Origin of the sequence: Streptomyces sp. SudanB25_2051 (genome assembly GCF_964272635.1) — a bacterium.
In the GTDB taxonomy this organism is placed as follows: domain Bacteria; phylum Actinomycetota; class Actinomycetes; order Streptomycetales; family Streptomycetaceae; genus Streptomyces.
On the sequence record NZ_OZ186787.1, the window covers coordinates 3,316,101 to 3,331,943 of the forward strand.

At 73.3% G+C, this 15,843-nt stretch carries 16 protein-coding genes; 9 read left to right on the forward strand and 7 right to left on the reverse strand.

Going from position 1 to position 15,843, the window contains the following annotated elements:
* The first annotated feature begins 57 nt into the window (after window positions 1–57).
* Window positions 58–402, forward strand: a complete 345-nt coding sequence (locus ACSUPT_RS14805) for a rhodanese-like domain-containing protein (protein ID WP_351966497.1) — start codon at window positions 58–60, stop codon at window positions 400–402.
* A gap of 291 nt (window positions 403–693) precedes the next feature.
* Here ACSUPT_RS14805 and ACSUPT_RS14810 read toward each other — a convergent pair whose 3' ends face one another.
* From ACSUPT_RS14810 to paaA, 5 genes are read right to left on the reverse strand one after another with little or no spacing between them, the layout of a single operon-like run.
* Window positions 694–1,755, reverse strand: coding sequence for a 2Fe-2S iron-sulfur cluster-binding protein (locus ACSUPT_RS14810; protein ID WP_436944590.1), 1,062 nt, complete (start codon window positions 1,753–1,755; stop codon window positions 694–696).
* Window positions 1,756–2,253: a 1,2-phenylacetyl-CoA epoxidase subunit PaaD gene (gene paaD / locus ACSUPT_RS14815; RefSeq protein ID WP_351966499.1), complete on the reverse strand. Its 498-nt coding sequence runs from the start codon at window positions 2,251–2,253 to the stop codon at window positions 1,756–1,758.
* A complete protein-coding gene (gene paaC, locus ACSUPT_RS14820; RefSeq protein WP_361654320.1) occupies window positions 2,247–2,987 on the reverse strand; it encodes a 1,2-phenylacetyl-CoA epoxidase subunit PaaC in 741 nt (246 codons plus the stop codon). The genes paaD and paaC overlap by 7 nt, the downstream gene beginning before the upstream one ends.
* A complete protein-coding gene (gene paaB / locus ACSUPT_RS14825; RefSeq protein ID WP_168437187.1) occupies window positions 2,984–3,271 on the reverse strand; it encodes a 1,2-phenylacetyl-CoA epoxidase subunit PaaB in 288 nt (95 codons plus the stop codon). Before paaB ends, paaC begins: the two co-directional genes overlap by 4 nt.
* Window positions 3,268–4,257 carry a 1,2-phenylacetyl-CoA epoxidase subunit PaaA gene (gene paaA, locus ACSUPT_RS14830; RefSeq protein ID WP_351966501.1) on the reverse strand — a complete coding sequence of 330 codons (990 nt, stop codon included), beginning with the start codon at window positions 4,255–4,257 and terminating at the stop codon, window positions 3,268–3,270. Before paaA ends, paaB begins: the two co-directional genes overlap by 4 nt.
* Before the next feature lie 113 nt (window positions 4,258–4,370).
* Between paaA and ACSUPT_RS14835 the strand changes: the two genes are divergently transcribed.
* The 3 genes from ACSUPT_RS14835 to ACSUPT_RS14845 are packed head-to-tail and all read left to right on the forward strand — an operon-like array spanning window position 4,371 to window position 6,972.
* Window positions 4,371–5,096 (forward strand): DUF5819 family protein, encoded by a 726-nt coding sequence (locus tag ACSUPT_RS14835; protein ID WP_361654325.1) that lies wholly within the window; start codon window positions 4,371–4,373, stop codon window positions 5,094–5,096.
* Window positions 5,093–6,307, forward strand: a complete 1,215-nt coding sequence (locus tag ACSUPT_RS14840) for an HTTM domain-containing protein (RefSeq protein ID WP_436944593.1) — start codon at window positions 5,093–5,095, stop codon at window positions 6,305–6,307. The genes ACSUPT_RS14835 and ACSUPT_RS14840 overlap by 4 nt, the downstream gene beginning before the upstream one ends.
* Window positions 6,304–6,972 (forward strand): TrmH family RNA methyltransferase, encoded by a 669-nt coding sequence (locus ACSUPT_RS14845; RefSeq protein ID WP_351966504.1) that lies wholly within the window; start codon window positions 6,304–6,306, stop codon window positions 6,970–6,972. The genes ACSUPT_RS14840 and ACSUPT_RS14845 overlap by 4 nt, the downstream gene beginning before the upstream one ends.
* A gap of 124 nt (window positions 6,973–7,096) precedes the next feature.
* Here ACSUPT_RS14845 and paaN read toward each other — a convergent pair whose 3' ends face one another.
* Window positions 7,097–8,791, reverse strand: a complete 1,695-nt coding sequence (gene paaN / locus ACSUPT_RS14850; protein ID WP_436944594.1) for a phenylacetic acid degradation protein PaaN — start codon at window positions 8,789–8,791, stop codon at window positions 7,097–7,099.
* Window positions 8,792–8,914: 123 nt separating this feature from the next.
* Between paaN and ACSUPT_RS14855 the strand changes: the two genes are divergently transcribed.
* Together ACSUPT_RS14855 and ACSUPT_RS14860 are read left to right on the forward strand one after the other, a co-directional pair.
* The gene (locus ACSUPT_RS14855; protein ID WP_436944595.1) at window positions 8,915–10,468 is read left to right on the forward strand and encodes a 3-hydroxyacyl-CoA dehydrogenase; all 1,554 of its coding nucleotides are present in this window, start codon (window positions 8,915–8,917) and stop codon (window positions 10,466–10,468) included.
* Window positions 10,465–11,058 carry a TetR/AcrR family transcriptional regulator gene (locus ACSUPT_RS14860; protein WP_351966507.1) on the forward strand — a complete coding sequence of 198 codons (594 nt, stop codon included), beginning with the start codon at window positions 10,465–10,467 and terminating at the stop codon, window positions 11,056–11,058. The genes ACSUPT_RS14855 and ACSUPT_RS14860 overlap by 4 nt, the downstream gene beginning before the upstream one ends.
* A 328-nt stretch (window positions 11,059–11,386) precedes the next feature.
* Here ACSUPT_RS14860 and ACSUPT_RS14865 read toward each other — a convergent pair whose 3' ends face one another.
* Window positions 11,387–11,908, reverse strand: coding sequence for an Lrp/AsnC family transcriptional regulator (locus tag ACSUPT_RS14865; protein WP_351966508.1), 522 nt, complete (start codon window positions 11,906–11,908; stop codon window positions 11,387–11,389).
* Between the two features lie 183 nt (window positions 11,909–12,091).
* Here ACSUPT_RS14865 and pdhA point away from each other — a divergent pair, with 183 nt between their 5' ends.
* The 3 genes from pdhA to ACSUPT_RS14880 are packed head-to-tail and all read left to right on the forward strand — an operon-like array spanning window position 12,092 to window position 15,626.
* Entirely contained in the window at window positions 12,092–13,234 is a 1,143-nt protein-coding gene (gene pdhA / locus ACSUPT_RS14870; RefSeq protein ID WP_351966509.1) for a pyruvate dehydrogenase (acetyl-transferring) E1 component subunit alpha, read from the forward strand.
* Window positions 13,231–14,247, forward strand: a complete 1,017-nt coding sequence (locus ACSUPT_RS14875; protein ID WP_365724833.1) for an alpha-ketoacid dehydrogenase subunit beta — start codon at window positions 13,231–13,233, stop codon at window positions 14,245–14,247. Before pdhA ends, ACSUPT_RS14875 begins: the two co-directional genes overlap by 4 nt.
* Window positions 14,247–15,626, forward strand: coding sequence for a dihydrolipoamide acetyltransferase family protein (locus ACSUPT_RS14880; RefSeq protein WP_436944598.1), 1,380 nt, complete (start codon window positions 14,247–14,249; stop codon window positions 15,624–15,626). Before ACSUPT_RS14875 ends, ACSUPT_RS14880 begins: the two co-directional genes overlap by 1 nt.
* The last annotated feature ends 217 nt before the right edge of the window (window positions 15,627–15,843 follow it).

Below are 15,843 nucleotides of genomic sequence, written 5' to 3' on the forward strand. Positions count from 1 at the left end.
AGCGGCCTCCGGAGCCCCGAGCGGCGCCCCGGAGGCCCGGAGAAGAAGGAAAGACCCATGAACTTCGCACCGCTGCCCACCGTGGACGCCGCTTCCGTACCGGGCGACGCACTGGTCCTGGATGTCCGCGAGGACGACGAGTGGGCCGCCGGGCATGTCGAGGGCGCCCTGCACGTGCCGATGAGCGAGTTCGTCGCCCGGTTCGGCGAGGTGACCGAGGCGGTGGCCGACGGGCGGCGCGCCTATGTGATGTGCCGGGTCGGCGGCCGGTCCGCGCAGGTGACGCAGTACCTGGTGCAGCAGGGCATCGACGCGGTGAACGTCGACGGCGGCATGCTCGCCTGGGCGAGCGCCGGCCGTCCGATGGTCAGCGAGCACGGCGGCCCCGCGGCCGTCGCGTAACGACGCCCACGGGGCCCACGGGGTCTGCTGCCTCGCCCACCGGTCGGAACCCGGCCGGTACGACCGGCGGGCACACCCTGACCGCGTGGCGGTGGCCGCATGACGGTGACCGGTGGGCGGGCGCCGGTCCCGCGGGCCCCGCGACGCTCGGCCCGGTCGCTGGCCGAGAGGGCATCGGCACCTGTCCGCCGCCGTCGCGCGCTGTCGGTCCGGCCGACCGCCCCCGACCGGATCCACCCGCCCCCGTCCGCGGCGGACATACCCGCGCCGGCGGGGGCGGGCGGCCACCGCTCAGCGGTCGAAGTCGAGCTCGACTTCCGGGGTCATCGCGTGTGACTGGCACGCCAGGACGTAGCCGGCGTCCGTCTCCTCGGCCTCCAGCGCGTAGTTGCGGTCCATCCGCACCTCGCCGGAGACCAGGAACGCCCGGCAGGTGCCGCACACGCCGCCCTTGCAGGCGTACGGGGCGTCCGACCGGCCGCGCAGCACCGTCTCCAGGAGGGACTCGCCGTCCTGGACGGGCCACGTGCCGGAACGGCCGTCCAGCGTCGCCGTCAGCGTGGCCGCCGCGACCTCGCCGGGAGCGGGCGGGCGCACCGCCGACGAACCGTCGTCCACATGGAAGATCTCCTGGTGCACGCGGCTCTTGGGGACACCCAGGCCGCGCAGCGCACGCTCGGCGCCCTGGACGAGTCCGAACGGGCCGCACAGGAACCAGCCGTCCACATCGGCCACCGGCAGCAGCGCCGGCAGGAGGCCGGACAGCCGCTCCTCGTCCAGCCGCCCGGACGGCAGCCCCGCCTGCTGCTCCTCACGGGAGAGCACCGTGACCAGCTGGAACCGGTCCGGGTAGCGGTCCTTGAGGTCCGCGACCTCGTCCAGGAACATCGTGGAGGCCGCCGTCCGGTCGCTCCGGATCAGGCAGAAGCGGGCCTCCGGCTCACGCGCCAGCAGCGTCGAGGCGATCGACAGCACGGGCGTGATGCCGCTGCCGCCGACGACCGCCGCGAAGTGGCCCGGCCGGGGCGGCAGGACGAACCGGCCCATCGGCTCCATGACCTCGACAGTGTCGCCTGGGGAGAGCTCCTTCAGCGCGTACGTGGAGAACTCGCCGCCCTCGACCAGGCGGATGCCGACGCGCAGCACCGGCTCCTCACCGGGCGCGGCCGCGGCTGAGCAGATCGAGTACGTGCGGCGGATCTCCTCGCCGGCCGTGGACGTCCGGCGCATCGTCAGATGCTGGCCGGGGGTGTGGCGGAACGCCTCGCGCAGCTCGGGCGGCACGGCGAAGGTGACGGCCACCGAGTCGTCCGTGAGCCGCTCGACCTCGCTCACCCGGAGCGGATGGAACATCTACAACTCCTTGAAGTGGTCGAAGGGTTCGCGGCAGGTGGCGCAGCGGCGCAGCGACTTGCACGCGGTCGAGGAGAACCTGCTCAGCAGCTCTGTGTCGGTGGAGCCGCAGTGCGGGCAGCGGATGGCGAGCGTCAGGGGCACCGGCCCGTCGGGCGACTGCTGCCGCCGGGGCGGTGCGATGCCGTACTCGGCGAGCTTGCGGCGGCCCTCGTCGCTGATGTCGTCGGTGGACCAGGCGGGGGAGAGGACCGTGACGACGGAGACGTCCTCGACGCCCCGGTCGTGGAGGACCCGCTCGATGTCCGACGACATCGCCTCGATGGCGGGGCAGCCGGTGTAGGTCGGGGTCAGCTCGACCGTCACCTTGCCCGGGCCCTCGACCCGCACGCCCCGGAGCACTCCCAGCTCCTCCAGGGTGAGCACGGGCATCTCGGGGTCGGGGACCGAACCGGCGAGCCGGCTCAGCTCCTCCTCGAGCGGCGTCATGGTCACCACGACGCCCCCGGGTGGCTGCGGTGCAGGTGCTGCATCTCGGCGAGCATCCGCCCGAACGGCTCGGTGTGGATGCCCTGCCGGCCGGCTCCCGCGCTCCACGCGGTCGTCCGGGGCCCCTCGGGGACGGTGAGGGTCGCCCGCTCCAGGACGGCGGAGACCGAGGTCAGCCAGTCGGCCTCCATCTCCGTCCAGTCCACGTCGACGCCCTCGACGGGCTGGAACAGCTCGCCGGTGAAGCGCCACAGCGCGTCGACGGCCGTCTGCATCCGGGTGTGGCTCTCGGGGGTGCCGTCGCCGAGCCGGAGCGTCCACTGCTCGGCGTGGTCCTGGTGGTAGGCGACCTCCTTGACCGCCTTCGCGGCCAGGCCCCGGAGGGCTTCGCGGCCCTCGTCGCCGGGGTGCGGCCCGGCGGCCGCGAGGCGCCCGTACAGCAGGCGCTGGTAGGTGGAGAAGTACAGCTGGCGGGCGATGGTGTGGGCGAAGTCGCCGTTGGGCTGCTCGACGAGCTGGGCGTTGCGGAAGGCGCGCTCCTCGCGGAGGTAGGCGAGCTCGTCCTCGTCGCCCACGAAGGAGAGCAGGACGCGGGCCTGGCCGAGCAGGTCGAGCGCGATGTTCGCGAGGGCGACCTCCTCCTCCAGGACGGGCGCGTGTCCGGCCCACTCCCCCAGGCGGTGGGACAGCACCAGCGCGTCGTCGCCGAGGGCGAGGGCCGCCGTGTTCAGCGAGGTCGTCACAGGTGCTGCACTCCCTCGGGGATCTCGTAGAAGGTCGGGTGGCGGTAGGGCTTGTCGGCGGACGGCTCGAAGAAGGGGTCCTTCTCGTCCGGCGACGACGCGGTGATCGCGGTGGCGGGGACCACCCAGATGGAGACGCCTTCGTTGCGCCGCGTGTAGAGGTCGCGGGCGTTGCGCAGGGCCATCTCGGCGTCGGGGGCGTGCAGGCTTCCCGCGTGGGTGTGGGACAGCCCGCGGCGCGAGCGCACGAACACCTCCCACAGCGGCCAGTCGCTGGTCGTCATGCCGTCGCCTCCCCGGTGGTGCCGGGCTCGTCGCCCGTGATCCGATCGCTGTGCTTGGCGGCGTACGCGGCCGCCGCCTCCCTGACCCACGCGCCTTCCTCGTGGGCGCGGCGGCGCTGGGTGATCCGCTGGTCGTTGCACGGGCCGTTGCCCTTGAGGACCTCGCGGAACTCGGACCAGTCGATCGCGCCGAAGTCGTAGTGGCCCCGCTCCTCGTTCCACCGGAGGTCCGGGTCGGGGAGGGTCAGGCCGAGGGACTCGGCCTGCGGGACGCAGATGTCGACGAAGCGCTGGCGCAGCTCGTCGTTGGAGTGGCGCTTGATCTTCCACGCCATGGACTGCGCGGAGTGCGCCGACTCGTCGTCAGGGGGGCCGAACATCATCAGCGACGGCCACCACCAGCGGTTGACGGCGTCCTGCGCCATCTCGTGCTGCGCCGGCGTGCCCTTCGAGAGGGCGAGGAGCGCCTCGTAGCCCTGCCGCTGGTGGAAGGACTCCTCCTTGCAGACGCGGATCATCGCGCGGGCGTAGGGGCCGTAGGAGCAGCGGCACAGCGGTACCTGGTTGGTGATCGCGGCGCCGTCCACGAGCCAGCCGATCGCGCCGACGTCGGCCCAGGTCAGCGTGGGGTAATTGAAGATCGAGGAGTACTTCTGGCGGCCCGAGTGCAGCTTGTCGAGCAGCTCGTCGCGGCTGACGCCGAGGGTCTCGGCGGCGCTGTACAGATACAGGCCGTGGCCGGCCTCGTCCTGCACCTTCGCCATCAGGATCGCCTTGCGGCGCAGCGAGGGCGCGCGGGTGATCCAGTTCGCCTCCGGCTGCATGCCGATGATCTCGGAGTGCGCGTGCTGGGCGATCTGGCGGATGAGCGTGGCGCGATACGCCTCGGGCATCCAGTCGCGCGGTTCGATGCGCTCGTCGGCGGCCACGGCGGCGTTGAACACCGCCTCGTACGCCTCCTGCGAGTCCGCAGTCACTGCCGTCATCGGGCCCCCTACCGACCGATCGTTCGGTTGAATGACTTCAATGGTGAGTCGGCGGCCCGTATGGTGTCAACCCTGTGGATAACCGGGGTGGGCCAGACGCGGAACGGGGCGGGATGGAGTCGTACGACGAGCAGCGCGGACGCGCCGGACACGCGGACGGAGCCGGGGATCCCGAGCGCACCGGACTGGCCGCCCTGACCCTGCCCTACCAGGTGGTAGGAGCCGTCGCCCTCGCCGTGATCGGCCTGGTCGCCTGCTTCCACGTGGGCATGGTCTTCCTCCATGTGGCGCCCTCGAACACGCTGAGCAAGCAGCACGGCGAGACGGTCGACGCGTGGGTCATGCCCGAGTTCGAGCAGAACTGGAAGCTGTTCGCGCCCAATCCGCTCCAGCAGAACATCGCCGTCCAGGTCCGCGCCGAGGTCACCGGCGACGGCACGCGCCGGGTCACCCCCTGGATCGACCTGACCGCCGAGGACGCCGCCGCCATCCGGGGCAACCCCTTCCCGAGCCACGCGCAGCAGAACGAGCTGCGCCGCGCCTGGGACTTCTACGCCAACCAGCACGGCGACGACGACCGGGCCAACACGCTGCGCGCCGGCCTGTCCGAGCGGTACATACGCCGCATCGCCATGCTGCGCCTGGACCAGCACGAGCTGGGCGGCCGGATCGAGCGGATACAGGTGCGCTCGGCGACCACGAACGTCGCCGCGCCGCCGTGGAGCCGCGAGAAGACCGACACCCGGCCGTACTACCGGCTCCTGCCCTGGTGGACCGTGACCGCCGCCGATCTGCCGCTCGGCGCGACCGGCGGCCGCACCGCGGAGGAGTCCCGATGAGCCCCGCCGGCGCAGCGCCCCACCGCGAGAGCGCCCACGCGCGCCTCGCCCGCGCCGTCCAGCGGGTCACCGGAACCGTCCTCGGCCCGTACCAGAGCGCCGTCATACGGATCGGCTTCGCCGCGACCTGGCTGCTCTTCCTCCTCCGCGAGTTCCCGCACCGCCACGAGCTGTACGGGCCGCACGGCCCGTGGGGCTGGGACATGGCGCGGCAGCTGGTCGCGGACAACCGGTCCTTCACCGTCCTGATGTGGTCGGACTCCGTCCTGTGGTTCGAGGCCGTCTACGCGCTCGCCGTGCTCTCCAGCGCGCTGCTGCTGGTCGGCTGGCGGACCCGCGCCACATCCGCGCTGTTCATGGTGGGCGTCCTGTCGCTGCAGAACCGCTCCGTCTTCATGGGCGACGGCGGCGACAACGTCCTGCACCTCATGGCGATCTACCTGGTCCTCACCCGCTGCGGGCAGGTCTGGTCGCTGGACGCCCGCCGCCGGGCCCGACGCCCCGGGGGCCGGGGCGCCGACGCGGCCGGGGTGGCGCTGTGGGCCGTGCTGGGGCTGGGCCCCGTCGCGGTCCTGGTGTTCCAGGACAGGAGCGGCGAACCGTGGGTCGTGGTGCTGCTGTGGCTGCTGTGGCTCGCCCAGGGCGCCTGGTGGCTGGTGAGCCGCTACGCGCCGGGCCAGCCGCGCGTCCTGCTCGATGTGCTCGCCAACCTCCTGCACAACGCCACACTGGCGGTGATCATGGCCGAGGTGTGCCTGATCTACGCGACGGCCGGCTGGTACAAGATCCAGGGTTCGCGCTGGCAGGACGGCACGGCGCTGTACTACCCGCTGAACCTCGACTACTTCAACCCCTGGCCCGCCGTCTCCGACCTGCTCGCCGGGGCGAGCGTGGTCGTCATGCTCATCACCTACGGCACGGTGATCGTGCAGGTGGCGTTCCCGTTCACCCTGTTCAACCGCCGCGTCAAGAACGTGCTGCTCGCGGTGATGATGATGGAGCACGCCGGGATCGCGGTGCTGCTGGGCCTGCCGGCCTTCTCACTCGCCATGATCACCGCGGACGCGGTGTTCCTGCCGACGGTGTTCCTGCTGTGGGTGGAGGGCCGGGCGCGCCTGGCCGGGCGGCGGCTGCGCCCCCGCCGGGCGGCGGAGGAGCGGGAGCAGGGCCAGGCGCCCGATGTGCCCGCTCCCCGTACCCTCGTCGGGTGAGCAGCGAGACCCGGGCGGACACCCCCCTCCAGTACGACGACGGCTACGGCACCGAGGTCGGTGTCGGGCCGCACCCCCTGCCCTGGCCGCAGGACGAGCGGTACGACCCCGAGCTGCTGGAGCGTGGTGACCGCCGCAACGTCGTGGACCGCTACCGCTACTGGACGCGCGAGGCGATCGTCGCGGACCTGGACACCCGCCGCCACGACTTCCATGTGGCCGTGGAGAACTGGGGGCACGACTTCAACATCGGGTCGGTCGTCCGCACGGCCAACGCCTTCCTGGCGAAGGAGGTCCACATCGTGGGCCGTCGCCGCTGGAACCGGCGCGGCGCGATGGTCACCGACCGGTACCAGCATGTGCGCCACCACCCCGACACCGAGTCGCTGACGGCCTGGGCCGAGGCGGAGGGGCTGCCGATCATCGGTATCGACAATCTGCCGGGCGCGGTGCCGCTGGAGCGCACGGAGCTGCCGCGCCGCTGTGTGCTGCTGTTCGGGCAGGAGGGGCCGGGCCTCACCGAGGAGGCGCGGAAGCACGCGCGGATGGTGTGCTCGATCGCCCAGTTCGGCTCGACCCGGTCCATCAACGCGGGGGCCGCCGCAGCGATCGCCATGCACGCCTGGATCCAGCGGTACGCGCAGATCGACGGCTCCCCCGCCTGAGCTGCGGGGGAGCCGGGGAACGCGGTGCTCGGGCGCCGGGCCACACCGGGCGCCTGTGGGTGCGGGCCGGGACGCGCGGGCCCCAGCCGGGCGCCCGCGCGTCGAGATCGGCCCGCGCCGGGGGTCAGGCCGGGCGGCGGACCTCCACCACCCGGAAGCGGTTCGCCACGAAGGCGGCGTCGCACAGGGCGGCGTTCGCGGCCGGGTTGCCACCGGAGCCGTGGAAGTCGGAGAACGCGGCCGTCTGGTTGACGTAGACCCCGCCGGTCAGGTTCAGCGACAGCTGCGCCGACTCCTCCAGGCAGACCTCCTCGACCGCGCGCTCCACGTCCGGGGAGGTCGTGTAGGCGCCGACCGTCATGGCGCCCTTCTCGCGGACCGTGCGGCGCAGCAGCTCCAGCGCGTCGGCGGTGGAGTCCACCGCCACGGCGAAGGAGACCGGGCCGAAGCACTCCGACATGTAGGCGGCCTCGTCGTCCGGCTTGGCGCCGTCCAGCTTGACCATCAGCGGCGTGCGCACGACGGCGTCGGGGAAGTCGGGGTTGGCGACCTCGCGGGAGGTCAGGGCGACCTCGCCCAGACCGGCGGCCGCCTCCAGGCGGGCCTTCACGTCCGGGTTGACCAGCGCGCCCAGCAGGCCGTTCGCACGGGCGTCGTCGCCCAGCAGGCCGTCCACGGCGGCGGCGATGTCGGTGACCACCTCGTCGTACGACTTGTGGCCGGCGTCGGTGGCGATGCCGTCGCGGGGGATCAGCAGGTTCTGCGGGGTGGTGCACATCTGGCCGCTGTACAGGGACAGCGAGAAGGCCAGATTGGCCAGCATGCCCTTGTAGTCGTCCGTGGAGTCCACGACGACCGTGTTCACGCCGGCCTTCTCCGTGTACACCTGGGCCTGGCGGGCGTTGGTCTCCAGCCAGTCGCCGAACTCCGTCGAGCCCGTGTAGTCGATGATCCGGATCTCGGGGCGGACGGCCAGCGTCTTGGCGATGCCCTCGCCCGGGCGCTCGGCGGCCAGCGCCACCAGATTCGGGTCGAAACCGGCCTCGGCGAGCACGTCGCGCGCGATCCGCACGGTCAGGGCGAGCGGCAGCACCGCGCGCGGGTGCGGCTTGACCAGCACGGCATTGCCCGTCGCCAGGGAGGCGAACAGGCCCGGGTAGCCGTTCCACGTCGGGAACGTGTTGCAGCCGATCATGAGGGCGATGCCCCGGCCGACCGGGGTGAACGTCTTGCGCAGCTCCAGCGGGTCGCGCTTGCCCTGCGGCTTGGACCACTCGGCGTCCTGCGGCGTGCGGGTCTGCTCCGCATACGCGTACGCCACCGCCTCCAGGCCGCGGTCCTGCGCGTGCGGGCCGCCCGCCTGGAACGCCATCATGAACGCCTGCCCGCTGGTGTGCATCACCGCGTGCGCGAACTCGTGCGTCCGGGCGCTGATGCGGGCCAGGATCTCCAGGCAGACCAGGGCGCGCGTCTCCGCGCCCGCGTCCCGCCAGGCGCCCAGGCCTGCGCGCATCGCCGGGAGCAGCACGTCGATGTCCGCGTGCGGGTACTCGACGCCGAGCGCCGGGCCGTACGGGGAGACCTCGCCGCCCGTCCAGCCGTCCGTGCCGGGCTGGTCCAGCTCGAAGCGGGAGCCGAGGGCCGCCTGGTGCGCGGCGAGGCCGTCGGCCGCGCTCAGCGAGCCGTTCTCCCCGTACGCCTTCGGGTGCTCCGGGTGCGGCGACCAGTAGGCGCGGGTGCGGATCGCCTCCAGCGCCTGGTCGAGCGTGGGCCGGTGCCTCTCGGACAGGTGGGCGGGGGTCAGCTGCGCGGCGGCCATGGCGGACCAACTCCTCGGTGAGCTGGGCAGGAACAGGCGGACAGAGCTAGAGTAACCGAACGATCGGTCGGGACAAGGGGGTCTCTCGAACCTGTGGAAAACGCATCGGGGAGGATCACTGACATGACCGACACAGGCGCCACCTCACGGGCGGCCGGGACCGCCGTCGAACGAGACCGCACCGTCGCCGTCGTCGGCGCGGGGACCATGGGCCAGGGCATCGCGCAGGTCGCGCTCGTCGCCGGCCACCCCGTACGCCTCTACGACGCCGCCCCCGGCCGGGCCGCGCAGGCCGCCGAATCGCTGCTCGGCCGGCTGGACCGGCTGGTCGCCAAGGGCCGCCTCGCCCAGGAGGACCGGGACGCGGCCGCGGCCCGCCTCCACCCGGCCGCGGGCCTGGACGAGCTGGCCGACGCCGCGCTCGTCGTGGAGGCGATCGTGGAGCGCCTCGACGTCAAGCAGGAGCTGTTCACCGCCCTGGAGAAGGTCGTGGACGACGACTGCCTCCTCGCCACCAACACCTCCTCGCTGTCCATCACGGCCATCGGCGGGGCGCTGCGCCTCCCCGGCCGCTTCGTCGGCATGCACTTCTTCAACCCGGCGCCGCTGCTGCCGCTCGTCGAGGTCGTCAGCGGCTTCGCGACGGACATCGCCTCCGCCACGCGCGCGTACGAGACGGCCCGCGCCTGGGGCAAGACCCCGGTCGCCTGCGCCGACACCCCGGGCTTCATCGTCAACCGCATCGCCCGCCCCTTCTACGCCGAGGCGTTCGCGGTCTACGAGGAGCAGGCCGCGGACCCGGCCACGATCGACGCGGTCCTGCGCGAGTGCGGCGGCTTCCGCATGGGCGCCTTCGAGCTGACCGACCTCATCGGCCACGACGTCAACGAGGCGGTGACCCGGTCGGTCTGGGAGGCGTTCTTCCAGGACCCGCGGTTCCGCCCCTCGCTCGCGCAGCGGCGCCTGGTGGAGGCCGGGATGCTGGGCCGCAAGTCCGGGCGCGGCTGGTACGCGTACGACGAGCAGGGCGCCGTCCAGCGCCCGGAGCCGCACACGGCGGAGCCCGCCGAGCCGCCCGCGTACGTCGTCGTCGAGGGCGACCTCGCCCCCTTCGGCGAGCTGCTGGACATGATCCGCGAGGCCGGGATCGCCCTCCGCGAGGAGGACGAGGACGACGGCACGCGGCTGGAGCTGCCCAGCGGCGGCCAGCTCGCCCCCGCCGACGGGCAGACGTCGGTGGAGTTCCGCGACGTCGTCTACTTCGACCTCGCCCTCGACTACCGCAAGGCCACCCGCATCGCCCTCGCCGCCGGCCCCGACACCTCCCCCGAGACACTCGACCAGGCGATCGGGCTGTTCCAGGCGCTCGGCAAGAAGGTCAGCGTCATCGGCGACGTGCCGGGGATGATCGTCGCCCGCACCGTGGCGCGGCTCATCGACCTCGCGTACGAGGCGGTCGCCAAGGGCGTCGCCACGGAGGAGGACATCGACACGGCGATGCGGCTCGGCGTCAACTACCCGCTGGGACCCGTCGAGTGGAGCCGCAAGCTCGGCCGCGGCTGGGCGTACGGCGTCCTGCAGGAGATGCACGAGCGCGACCCCTCCGGCCGCTACGCCCCCTCGCTGGCGCACTACCGCCACTCCTACGCCGACAAGCAGTGGGAGAACGAGCGATGACCACCGTCAGGCGCGACACGTACACGCCCGAGACGCTGCTGTCGGTCGCCGTGCGCGTCTTCAACGAGCGCGGCTACGACGGCACGTCCATGGAGCATCTGTCCAAGGCCGCCGGGATCTCCAAGTCCTCGATCTACCACCACGTCTCGGGCAAGGAGGAACTGCTGCGCCGCGCGGTCAGCCGCGCGCTGGACGGGCTGTTCGCCGTCCTGGACGAGGGCCCCGCCACCCGCGGCAGGGCCGTGGAGCGGGTCGAGTACGTCACGCGGCGCACGGTCGAGGTGCTGGTCGACGAACTGCCCTACGTCACGCTGCTGCTGAGGGTCCGGGGCAACACGCGGACCGAGCGCTGGGCGCTGGAGCGGCGCCGCGAGTTCGACCACCGGATCGCCGAGCTGATGAAGGCGGCGGCGGCCGAGGGCGACCTGCGCTCCGACGTGGACATAAAGATCGCGACCAGGCTGCTGTTCGGCATGGTCAACTCGCTGGTGGAGTGGTACCGCCCGCAGCCCGGCGACGGTGCCGACGGCCGCCAGATCGCGGAGACGGTGGCCCGCCTGGCCTTCGACGGGCTGCGCACCACCCACTGACCCCGCCCGGCGCCCCGCCGGCATCCCGCAGCCCGCCCCGCGCTCCCGGCCGGTCGCCGCCTCCGCCGCCCGTGCCGGCGGAGGCGGTCGGACCCGCCCGCGGGTGCCGGCCGGACCGGGAGCCGCGGGTGCGGCAGGGCCCGGTACCGCTGGGTGCGGCTGGACCGGGCGCCTCTGGTGTGGCCGGACCCGGAGCCGTGGGTGCGGCTGGATCCGAGCCGCTTGTGTGGCCGGACCCGGAGCCGTGGATGAGGCTGGATCGGGAGCCGCTGGTGCGGTCGGATCCGGAGCGTGCGGCTGGATCCGGAGCCGTTGGTGCGGGCGGACGTCAGAGCTCGTCGGCCGCCGGCGGCCGGTCGAGGTCCGTCTCCTCGAAGACCAGCAGCGTGCGCGTGGACAGGACCTCCGGGATCGACTGGAGCTTCGTCAGCACCAGCTCCCGCAGCGTGCGGTTGTCCGGTGTGTGCACCAGCAGCAGGACATCGAAGTCCCCGCTGACCAGGGCGATGTGCGCGGCGCCCGGCAGCGCCCTGAGCTGCTCGCGGACCGTGCGCCACGAGTTCTGGACGATCTTGAGCGTGATGTACGCCGACGCGCCCTGCCCCGCCCGTTCGTGGTTGACGCGCGCGCTGAACCCGCGGATCACCCCGTCGTCGATGAGACGGTTGATCCGGGCGTAGGCGTTCGCGCGCGACACATGGACCCGCTCGGCCACCGACCGTATGGACGCCCGGCCGTCCGTCTGGAGAATCCGGAGGATGTCGCGGTCGATGGAGTCGAGCGGCCGGGGCGGCGTCACGAGCTCGTCACGCGCCTGCTCCCGGCCGTCGGCCATTTGTTCAGCTTCCATGTCCCCCCACCTCTCTGTTGTGGACGACCTGCCCCTATCCCAGGCTGTGCAAAACCGTTTGTCCACAGGCTCGGGGTGCCTGTAGCCAAATTGGCGCCACGACCGAACAATCGGTAGGTGAGGCGCGCCACACTCGCGCCGCCCCCCAGGGTCTTATGCCCACTCCCATGAGGAGGTGCTGTCATGACGGTCCAAGAGCTGCCCGGCGCGGCCTCTTACCGGCCCACCCCGCCGCCGGCGTGGAAACCGCGCACGGACCCCGCGCCGCTGCTCCCGGACCCCGAGCCGTACCGGGTGCTGGGCACGGACGCGGCCGCCGACTTCGCGCCCGACGTCCTGCGCCGGCTGTACGCCGAGCTGGTGCGCGGCCGCCGGTACAACACGCAGGCGACCGCGCTCACCAAGCAGGGCCGGCTCGCCGTGTACCCGTCCAGCACGGGCCAGGAGGCCTGTGAGGTGGCGGCGGCGCTCGTCCTGGAGGACCGGGACTGGCTCTTCCCGTCGTACCGGGACACCCTGGCCGCCGTGGCGCGCGGACTGGACCCCGTCGAGGCACTGACCCTGCTCCGGGGCGACTGGCACACCGGCTACGACCCGCGCGAGCACCGCGTCGCCCCCCTGTGCACCCCGCTCGCGACGCAGCTCCCCCACGCCGTGGGCCTGGCCCACGCCGCCCGCCTCAAGGGTGACGACGTCGTGGCGCTCGCCATGGTCGGCGACGGCGGCACCAGCGAGGGCGACTTCCACGAGGCGCTGAACTTCGCCGCGGTGTGGCAGGCCCCCGTCGTCTTCCTCGTGCAGAACAACGGCTTCGCGATCTCCGTGCCCCTCCACAAGCAGACCGCCGCCCCGTCGCTCGCCCACAAGGCCGTCGGCTACGGCATGCCGGGCCGGCTGGTCGACGGGAACGACGCCGCGGCCGTCCACCAGGTGCTCTCCGAGGCGGTGGCCCGCGCCCGGCGCGGCGGCGGCCCCACTCTCGTGGAGGCCGTGACGTACCGCATCGACGCCCACACCAACGCCGACGACGCGACCCGCTACCGCGGCGACTCCGAGGTGGAGGCGTGGCGGCAGCACGACCCGGTGAAGCTGCTGGAGCGCGAGCTGACGGAGCGTGGCCTCATCGACGAGGACGGCATCCAGGAGGCGGCCGACCGGGCCGAGGAGATGGCGGCGCGGCTGCGCGAGCGCATGAACGCCGACGCCGTGCTCAACCCGATGGACCTGTTCACCCATGTGTACGCGGAGCAGACCGCGCAGCTCAGGGAGCAGGCCGCACAGCTGCGGGCCGAGCTGGACGCCGAAGCGGAAGGTGACGACCGATGACCACCGTGGCAGCCAAGACGGCAGCCAAGCCCGCCACGATGGCGCAGGCCCTCCAGCGGGCCATGCGCGACGCGATGGCCGACGACCCGGACGTCATCGTCATGGGCGAGGACGTCGGCACGCTCGGCGGGGTCTTCCGCGTCACCGACGGGCTCGCCAAGGAGTTCGGCGAGGACCGCTGCACGGACACCCCGCTCGCTGAGGCGGGCATCCTCGGCACGGCCGTCGGCATGGCGATGTACGGCATGCGGCCCGTCGTCGAGATGCAGTTCGACGCGTTCGCCTACCCGGCCTTCGAGCAGTTGCTCAGCCATGTCGCCAAGATGCGCAACCGCACGCGCGGCGCCATGCCGATGCCGCTGGTCATCCGCGTGCCGTACGGCGGCGGCATCGGCGGTGTCGAGCACCACAGCGACTCCTCCGAGGCGTACTACATGGCGACGCCCGGTCTCCACGTCGTCACCCCCGCGACCGTCGAGGACGCCTACGGGCTGCTGCGCGCCGCCATCGCCTCCGACGACCCGGTCGTCTTCCTGGAGCCGAAGCGGCTGTACTGGTCGAAGTCCGACTGGTCGCCCGAGCGCCCTGCCGTGGTGGAGCCGATCGGCCGGGCCGTGGTCCGCCGCACCGGCCGCAGCGCCACGCTGATCACGTACGGCCCGTCCGTGCCGGTCTGCATGGAGGCCGCCGAGGCGGCGCAGGCGGAGGGCTGGGACCTGGAGGTCGTGGACCTGCGCTCGCTGGTGCCGTTCGACGACGAGACCGTCTGCGCGTCGGTGCGGCGCACGGGACGGGCGGTCGTCGTCCACGAGGCCACCGGCTTCGCCGGGCCGGGCGCGGAGATCGCCGCCCGGGTCAGCGAGCGGTGCTTCCACCACCTGGAGGCGCCGGTGCTGCGGGTGACCGGGTTCGACATCCCCTACCCGCCGCCGATGCTGGAGCGGCACCATCTGCCGGGTGTCGACCGCGTCCTCGACGCCGTCGCCCGGCTCCAGTGGGAGGCGCAGAGCTGATGGCGCAGGTGCTGGAGTTCAAGCTGCCGGACCTCGGCGAGGGGCTCACCGAGGCCGAGATCGTGCGCTGGCTCGTCTCGGTCGGCGACGTCGTCGCCATCGACCAGCCGGTCGTGGAGGTCGAGACCGCCAAGGCGATGGTGGAGGTGCCCTGCCCGTACGGCGGTGTCGTCACCGCCCGCTTCGGCGAGGAGGGCGAGGAGCTGCCCGTCGGCGCCCCGCTGCTGACCGTCGCCGTCGGCGCCCAGGAGGCCCCGGCGTCCCCGTCGGGCGGCCAGTCCGAGGCCGCCCGCCCGGCGGGCGCTTCCGACGGTGGGAAGCCCGCCGACGAGGGCTCGGGCAATGTGCTGGTCGGGTACGGCACGAGCACGTCGACCACCCGCAGGCGGCGCGTCCGCCCCGCGGCGCCGGTCGCCGCGTCCGCGCCGACGGCCCCCGCCCTGGCCGCCCCGGCGCCGGCCGCCGCGCAGGAGCCCGCCGCTCCCGTGGACGGGCCGGTCCCGGTGATCTCGCCGCTCGTGCGGAGGCTCGCCCGGGAACGCGGCATCGATCTGCGGCAGCTGCGCGGCTCCGGCCCCGACGGCCTGATCCTCCGGGCCGACGTCGAGCGCGCCTCGGCCGCGGCGCAGGCCCCCGCGGACACCGCCCAGGCCCGGCCCGTGCCGGCCGCGGCACCGGCGGGGACCGCCGTCGCCGAGCGGGTGCCGCTGCGCGGGGTGCGCGGCGCCGTCGCCGACAAGCTGACCCGCAGCCGCCAGGAGATCCCGGACGCCACGTGCTGGGTCGACGCCGACGCGACGGAGCTCATGGCGGCACGCGCCGCGATGAACGCCGCCGGCGGGCCGAAGATCTCCCTGCTGGCGCTGCTCGCCCGGATCTGCACGGCCGCGCTCGCCCGCTTCCCGGAGCTGAACTCCCGCGTGGACCTGGAGGCCCGCGAGATCGTCCGGCTCTCCGAGGTGCACCTGGGCTTCGCCGCCCAGACCGACCGCGGCCTGGTCGTGCCCGTCGTCCGCGACGCGCACACCCGTTCCGCCGAGGACCTGACGGCCGAGTTCGGCCGCCTCACCGAGGTGGCGCGCGCCGGGCAGCTGACCCCGGCGGACCTGACGGGCGGCACGTTCACGCTGAACAATTACGGCGTGTTCGGCGTCGACGGCTCCACGCCGATCATCAACCATCCCGAGGCGGCGATGCTCGGTGTCGGCCGGATCATCCCGAAGCCGTGGGTCCACAACGGGGAGCTGGCGGTCCGCCAGGTCGTCCAGCTGTCCCTGACGTTCGACCACCGGGTGTGCGACGGCGGCACGGCGGGCGGCTTCCTGCGGTACGTCGCCGACTGCGTGGAGCATCCGGCGGTGCTGCTGCGCACCCTCTAGGAGGAGCGCGAAGCCGGCCGCTCTCGGGACCCCGGCGCGGCGGGGTGCGGAAGCCGCGCCCTCCCGCCCCGGCGGGCCGTGCCCCTCGCTGAGCGGGGCGCTCAAGCGGCGCCGCCCCGGCGGGTTAAGGAAGCGGTGTGTCCCGCCTGGTGGGGCCCGAGGCGGCGCCCTCCCGCCGCGGCGGGTGGCCGAAGCAGCGCCCTTCCGACGCCGACTG

Bases quoted from the DNA above. Each gene is read 5' to 3' on its own strand.
- ACSUPT_RS14865 (WP_351966508.1), bottom strand. From the start codon at position 11,908: ATGGAAGCTGAACAAATGGCCGACGGCCGGGAGCAGGCGCGTGACGAG.
- ACSUPT_RS14805 (WP_351966497.1), top strand. From the start codon at position 58: ATGAACTTCGCACCGCTGCCCACCGTGGACGCCGCTTCCGTACCGGGC.
- ACSUPT_RS14875 (WP_365724833.1), top strand. From the start codon at position 13,231: ATGACCACCGTGGCAGCCAAGACGGCAGCCAAGCCCGCCACGATGGCG.
- ACSUPT_RS14855 (WP_436944595.1), top strand. From the start codon at position 8,915: ATGACCGACACAGGCGCCACCTCACGGGCGGCCGGGACCGCCGTCGAA.
- ACSUPT_RS14860 (WP_351966507.1), top strand. From the start codon at position 10,465: ATGACCACCGTCAGGCGCGACACGTACACGCCCGAGACGCTGCTGTCG.
- ACSUPT_RS14835 (WP_361654325.1), top strand. From the start codon at position 4,371: ATGGAGTCGTACGACGAGCAGCGCGGACGCGCCGGACACGCGGACGGA.
- ACSUPT_RS14840 (WP_436944593.1), top strand. From the start codon at position 5,093: ATGAGCCCCGCCGGCGCAGCGCCCCACCGCGAGAGCGCCCACGCGCGC.
- ACSUPT_RS14880 (WP_436944598.1), top strand. From the start codon at position 14,247: ATGGCGCAGGTGCTGGAGTTCAAGCTGCCGGACCTCGGCGAGGGGCTC.
- ACSUPT_RS14810 (WP_436944590.1), bottom strand. From the start codon at position 1,755: ATGTTCCATCCGCTCCGGGTGAGCGAGGTCGAGCGGCTCACGGACGAC.
- paaN (WP_436944594.1), bottom strand. From the start codon at position 8,791: ATGGCCGCCGCGCAGCTGACCCCCGCCCACCTGTCCGAGAGGCACCGG.
- pdhA (WP_351966509.1), top strand. From the start codon at position 12,092: ATGACGGTCCAAGAGCTGCCCGGCGCGGCCTCTTACCGGCCCACCCCG.
- paaA (WP_351966501.1), bottom strand. From the start codon at position 4,257: ATGACGGCAGTGACTGCGGACTCGCAGGAGGCGTACGAGGCGGTGTTC.
- paaB (WP_168437187.1), bottom strand. From the start codon at position 3,271: ATGACGACCAGCGACTGGCCGCTGTGGGAGGTGTTCGTGCGCTCGCGC.